Raw genomic sequence first — 4,631 nt, 5'->3', positions numbered from 1 at the left:
ACCATAACCGTCAAATTCATCTGAATTAAACGTTTTCTAAGCAGCTATTTTTTACTTAATGAGCTTCCAGCTATTTAAATAATGCTAAAACAGCTAATAATGAGAATTGGGCTCAACTCACTGTCGAGCCCAGCAATGTTTATATGATTCCTAAAGTTTTCGTTCTAAACTCCAAAGTAAAAGTTAAAAACGATGTTGATATTGAACACCAAGTAAAACAGCGTCAGCGCTCACATCTGCAGTTATATTGGAACTCGTTCCTGGAATCGTCGTCAGGCTTTCGTCAATATTTTGTGATTCTCCGATAATAAAACCGATACCTACATCCACAGAGTTGTCTTCAGTGAAGTGGTATGTTCCACCAACAGTCACCCAGTGGCGGTTTACATCAGGTATCGATAAAGAGGTTAGCTCGTCGGTTGGAGAGATGTCGTACATATAACCCGCTCGTAGCACGACGTCTTTCGACATTGTGTAAGTACCACCCACCGAGACATGCCCTGCATCCTTCCATTGATACTCTTTAATTGAGTCGTCATAAGAGTCTGAAGTCAGTGAATCAAACTCAGACCAATTCACCCATTGCAGGCTGTAATGGAATGCCCATTGCTCGTTAAGTTGATGCCAACCAGAAAACTCCAATGTATCTGGCAGAGGCACATTCATCTTATCGGCAGGAACTCTACCTTTCGTAATATCCCCTTCAACTTCGATATTCGGGCTATATCGATAAGTAATACCAAACCTGTTGTTTTCATTAACTTGGTAAGTAGCACCTATATTGGCGCCCAATCCAAATCCATCAGCATCAACGTCTAGCAGGTTTTTCCTGTGAATTTCGCCTTCCCCGTAGATGACATCGAGCCCAGCACCTAAATTGATCTTATCAGAGAGCTCATAAGCGACAGCAAAGCCGACATTGATACTTGAGAGTGCCGTTTTCCCACCAAACTCATCCGCTTCGAACGAATCATCAAATTCCACATCGGTACCGAAGTTAGAATGTACGGTGGCACCTAAGGTAAATTTAGAGCCTTGAATCGGATGAACATAGTGAAGGTTTGGAACCAATGTTCCCGCATCTAGAGATTGATCATCGAGTGTGTCTGTATTGCCTATCATCGGCGTGTAACTCACATTAGAAACATCGATACCACTATCCATATAAATGGCACCCACAGAAAGCATAGGTTGTTCGATATATGCCATTGTAGCGCTGTTCTTAGCAACAATCGCAGCACTGTCGGCCATTACAGCGTCACCGGCAAACGCACGACCTAAACCCGTTGCAGACTGCGCGTTAAGTTGAAATCCAGCCGCATTGGTCAAGCAAGGAGCAAGGGCAGCTACGGTGCCCAATAAAAGTTTATTCTTCATTTTGAGGCACCTCTGTTTCGATATGATCTTCGTTATTGATAACGACAACTGCTCCGTCACTCATTACCATTGAGGCAACTGCGACTTGCTGAGTGTCGACAGCTTCACGCACGTCAGACATATTTTCGCCTGGCGTTCCTGGTAAGCCGCTCTCGTCCATCGGCCCCTCATAAGGGAACAAATAGGTTCCATGTCCGCCGGTGGTTGTTCTTACCGCTCCACGTTTTTGTTCCATATTTTCTGATGTGCCTGTTATTGGGTCTAAGCCAAGCGCAGCAATCAGCGGCTCAGTTCCTGTTCGAATATTATCCGGGGCTGTATTTGGAATAACGCTATCAGGAACATAATCAACTCCTACGTCGCAGGTTTCGCCACAGTCTCCAACCGCTGCTAACAAAAGAGTTGGTTGCTGCGCTGTAACTTGACGTGAGATGAAACTCGCCGGGTCCGCACTATCAATTGTTGTCTGAACACCCTGCTTAAGGTCGGTGACCACTAAGTTGAAAATGTCACCTTCTAACTGGCTCACAAAGAGTGCGTTATCTGTAGACTGTGCAACAAACTCGCGTAGCGCTTCGATACACTCTTGATTCGTCGCTTCCGCGGTGCAGATATCGGGTATGACTGTTTCTGCGATACTGCGCTGAACATCTGGGGATTTCTTAACCCCTTCAGACATCTCTGGACCTAAAGTTTGAGAAGACAAAACCAGATTAGTGAGCCCTTGCCCAGGGACAACAAAGTTCACCGTGTTAAATTCAAAATTTGAATTAGTATCCGAGTGAAAATCAGGGCTTGCTTGGCTAAACTCACTCACCATCACCGACATAATTCCACCCAGCGATTGTCCGATTAAATGAACGTTATTGTTGTCAACCCAACCTTCTTGGCTCAACGCATAGCGTAAACCCAGAAAATCTGAAACCGACTGCTGGAGGTTAGAACGAAGTGCTAATGGGGAATCAATATTGATGAAGAAAGCTTTGTCTGCTCGAGCACTAATCTCTACACCTTTCTCTGGCCCCTCACCATCTGGATCAGTATTGTCATAGCGCATTCGTTCCCCGTGATATGGCATATCAATCGCAACCACGGCATAACCTTTCTTTGTATACTCGGCAGCCATCAATGAAGCTGTGCCACGCTCCGCGGTTACACCGTGGATGAATATCGCAGTAGGGAAACCAATTTGTGTATCTTTCGGCCTAGGTGTATCAGCGTAATCAGGTAAGTAGATGTCAGCAGTTATATCGAGGAATTCGACTACTTTTGGCTCTGGCATCTCGGCAGTTGGGAAGCCGCCCTCTTGATTAGTAATCCATTCATATAAAGGAGGACAGTTTTCTTTTGGCTCAAACTCATCAACGAGACACTCGGATTCTCGAGCTTGAGTAAAAGGTAGATACGACGGAATTCTTAACTTCTTAGAATATTGATTGTAATCCCCGTTAAACTCTCGAACCGTTTCATAACCATCTAAGAATCGAGTATTAAACTTAACGTGATTATCCCTCATCGCATCTAGCGACGAATATGAGCTCTGCGTTTTAAATTGAGCAGCATATACAGGAACACCCTTCTCTGGATAAAGAGTATAATATGAGTCAATAGCATTTAGTACCTGCTCTTGAATATTCTCCTCTTTATTGCTTTGTAGCGGCACATCTGAATATATCAATTCATCAAAACTAGAGTCTGCTTTTAAAGGCTCATCGAATTCAGTTTTTACCCTATCGGTGACAACAATAGAATAAGTCGTCCCCGCTTTTAACCCAGATTCACATTGAATTTTAATATTCGAACCATCGGCGGATATTTGGGTACCCACTTCCTCACCTGTTTCCCCATCAATTAATACAACATTCCCCGCTAAGGTTTCATTATTCAGTGGAAAACGCTTATCAGAATTAATGCTTTGTAATGGAATTAAAATAGGCTCCGCACAAAGTCCCCAGCCGTCTAAAGCCGCGTATGAGTTATTGTAATCCTGATAGTAGGCATCATTCATCGATGACATCGCGGCAGCGGGCTCGCCGACTCCGGTAATGGTGCCATCGTCGTCGTACCCATATCCGTCGTTCGGTTTTGGTAGTTCATTAATGTTGTAAGGAACCAATACTGAAACGGGTTCTTGAGTCGAGTCTTCAGACTGACAGCCGAGTAAGGCAAGCGTAATTAGTCCACATAAATATGGCTTATTGAATTCTTTCAAAACAGCTCCTTCGTAGCTTTAGCATTAAACTGGTGTGGTCATGCGATTTATCATTATTAGAGTTGCCATTTGAGTCAGAGATAGACTCGATTTGTTTCAGAGAGCAGGCAACACGAAGTTGGAATGACACATTGATAGAACTACGTAGAAATTGGAGCACTTAACCCACACCCACTAAATCAGCGTCACATGCTAATGATCCAATAGCTGCTAATACCAAGCACCTTAAACCACATTAAACAACCTCAAAAAGGTATATAAGGAAATCTAATTAAGCCGATAAGAATTTAAAATTCAATCACTTAAACCTCAAAGACAACAAATTCAGCAAGTTTATATTTGTAACAGTATTTGTTATATTTAGGTTAGAACGCTTATAACAATGAGAACCCAAATGTCTGCTGAATTTATTATCAATGATGATATACAGGTCAATTTAGAAGAGAGTGAAATCCATCACTTTAAGACAGGACGTACATACCCGATTGGTTCTAATGAATCAGAGCTCCTTAAATTTTTCATCTCAAAACCTAACGAGGTGATCACACGACAAGTCCTGATTGAACAAGTTTGGGTGTCTAAAGGGATTTACGTTGAAGATGGAAGCCTGATGCAAACCATCTCAATCTGTAGGAAAGCACTAGAAGATAAGAGTGGAATGATCATTGTCACTGAACGTGGCAAAGGATATCGATTTGCAGGTCAAGTGACGCAAGATAAAGAAGGGGCACTTCGTAAGATTCAAGCGCAAGCAAAGCAAGATTCGCAACAAACATTAGAGGTGGTTCCGAAAGAAGAAGCGGCACAAGAAACCACAACTCCTGCGAAAAAGAGCAGTAATGTGTTGACGTTATTTGGCGTATTTACCCTTGTAGCCGTGCTCTCCCATTATCTATTTTCGTACTTAGATAGAAATACCTTGGCTGAAAGCCTAACAGGAGAGCATTTTATTTCCTGTAAGATAGAAACCGATGAATTTACTTTTAACGAGCTCTACAACGTTACTCTTTATGAATATAAAGATCGAAAAATCATTATCGAT

Annotated in this window: 3 protein-coding genes; 1 reads left to right on the top strand and 2 read right to left on the bottom strand. The window is 42.7% G+C overall.

Annotation, left to right across the window (positions count from 1 at the left end):
- Positions 1–183: 183 nt before the first annotated feature.
- Together BCT81_RS25500 and BCT81_RS25495 are read right to left on the bottom strand one after the other, a co-directional pair.
- Positions 184–1,377, bottom strand: a complete 1,194-nt coding sequence (locus BCT81_RS25500) for an outer membrane protein transport protein (RefSeq protein WP_102426272.1) — start codon at positions 1,375–1,377, stop codon at positions 184–186.
- Positions 1,367–3,589: a lipase gene (locus tag BCT81_RS25495; RefSeq protein WP_241908275.1), complete on the bottom strand. Its 2,223-nt coding sequence runs from the start codon at positions 3,587–3,589 to the stop codon at positions 1,367–1,369. Before BCT81_RS25495 ends, BCT81_RS25500 begins: the two co-directional genes overlap by 11 nt.
- A gap of 394 nt (positions 3,590–3,983) precedes the next feature.
- On the opposite strand from BCT81_RS25495, the gene BCT81_RS25490 reads away from it, so the two are divergent.
- A partial coding sequence (locus BCT81_RS25490; RefSeq protein ID WP_102426271.1) for a winged helix-turn-helix domain-containing protein occupies positions 3,984–4,631 on the top strand: 648 nt, incomplete at its 3' end.

The sequence above is a fragment of the Vibrio sp. 10N.261.52.A1 genome (assembly GCF_002876325.1).
Taxonomy (GTDB): Bacteria; Pseudomonadota; Gammaproteobacteria; order Enterobacterales; family Vibrionaceae; genus Vibrio; species Vibrio chagasii.
This window is presented reverse-complemented; position numbering and strand designations above follow the sequence as displayed.